The following is a 1748-nucleotide window of genomic DNA, read 5'->3' as shown; positions in this document are numbered from 1 at the left end:
TTGACGTCCTCCCCGGCGTGAACGCCGAGGATTCCTACCAGCGTTCTCATGGACGCTCTTGGTGGGTTCCTGTTTCACAGGAGCCTGCTCTCCGCTAAGCGGGGAGGCTGACAGCTCCTCCGCAGGCGTTTAACCTCTCGGCCCGTCCGGCCGCGAGGATATTGACGGCCGCGTTGTGATCGCGGTCGTGGATCGTTCCGCACGTGCACGTCCATTCCCGAACATGCAATGGTTTCTTCCCGCCCGACGCGCCGCACACTGAGCACGTCTGCGTGGAGGGGAACCAGCGGTCCACCCTGTGGAAGGTTCGCCCGTACCGCTGGGCTTTCTCTTCCAGCATGCGGGTGAACATGCCCCACCCGGCATCGTGAAGCGACTTCGCCATACGGGTGCGGGCGAGTCCTTTCACGCACAAGTCCTCCACGAACACCGCTTGGTTGTCGCGGATGATCCGTGTGGTGTGCTTGTGCGCCCAATCCCGGCGTGTATCCGTCACCCGCGCGTGCGCTTTCGCCACCCGTAGGCGAGCCCTGGCCCGATTCTTCGAGCCCTTCTGTTTCTGGGACAACGCCTGCTGAGCCTTGCGCAGGCGGCGTTCGGCCCGCCGCAGGAACCTCGGGTTCTCGATCGTTTTACCGTCCGAAAGCACCGCGAACGCAGACAGGCCGAGGTCGATACCCACCTCGGCATCGGCAGGCGGCAACGGCTGGTAGTCGGCGGCCACCACGAATGACGCGAAATACCGGCCCGCCGCATCCCGGATGATCGACACGCTCGACGGATCGGACGGCAGATCCCGCGACCAGCGCACCGGAATGTCCCCGATCTTCGGCAACCGCAACTTGCGGCCGGGCGTCACGATGAACCGCGCGTTCTTGGTGAACCGGATCGCCTGACGGTTGTCCTTGCGGGAACGGAAACGCGGAGGTGCTGTTTTCGTGCCCTTACGTTTCCCACTGATCGACTGAAAGAAGTTGCGGTACGCGGTGTTCAGGTCCGCCAGCGCCTGTTGCAACACGACGCTCGATACCTCGGCCAGCCACTCGCGTTCCGGTGTTTTCTTCGCCTCCGTGAGCCGTTTGGATAATTCGGCGTCGCTGATCCGATGCCCGTTGGCGAACGCATCGCGCCGCGCCGCCAGTGCGTCGTTGTACACCACCCGTGCACACCCGAACGCCCGCGCCAGCGCGATCTGCTGGCCGGGCGTCGGATAGACACGGAAGTTGTACCGCAGTTGCACACCTCGATACTACCATTGGTTTATGGCCGACTATGAGTCCATCCGCACTGGGAGACACTGCGTTTTCGTGCTGCACGCACATTTGGTTTTCGTCACCAAATACCGGCATCGAGTGTTCACCGACCGCCACCTGGCACGGATGGAGCAGATCATGCGCGCGGTATGTACAGACTTCGAGTGCGAACTGGTCGAGTTCAACGGCGAAGCCGACCACGTCCACCTGCTCGTGAACTTCCCCCCGAAAGTCGCCCTGTCCAAACTGGTGAACTCCCTCAAGGGGGTGTCGTCGCGGCGGATGCGTCAGGAGTTCCCCGACCTCGTGCGCCACTATTGGCGCGCGCAACGTTTATGGTCGGGTTCCTATTTCGCGGGATCCGTCGGCGGCGCACCGAACAGCGTGTTACGGCAGTACATCGAGCAGCAACAACGTCCGGTCTAGGGCACGCTCGCCCGCTGCGCGGACTCCCGCGTCCGCCTTCACCACCGGACTGAAGCCCGGCGCACTGGC

General features: G+C 63.3%; 2 protein-coding genes. One reads left to right on the top strand and one right to left on the bottom strand.

What is annotated here, in order from left to right; translation table 11 throughout:
• Positions 1-94 precede the first annotated feature (94 nt).
• Entirely contained in the window at positions 95-1240 is a 1146-nt protein-coding gene (locus ACX4ZE_RS22685) for an RNA-guided endonuclease InsQ/TnpB family protein (RefSeq protein WP_480275493.1), read from the bottom strand.
• Positions 1241-1262: 22 nt separating this feature from the next.
• Between ACX4ZE_RS22685 and tnpA the strand changes: the two genes are divergently transcribed.
• The gene (tnpA, locus tag ACX4ZE_RS22680; RefSeq protein ID WP_480275492.1) at positions 1263-1679 is read left to right on the top strand and encodes an IS200/IS605 family transposase; all 417 of its coding nucleotides are present in this window, start codon (positions 1263-1265) and stop codon (positions 1677-1679) included.
• The last annotated feature ends 69 nt before the right edge of the window (positions 1680-1748 follow it).

It is taken from the genome of Nocardia sp. TBRC8007, assembly GCF_056629435.1.
Note: the sequence above shows the minus strand (reverse complement) of the source record. Positions and strands in the feature narration are given on the sequence as shown.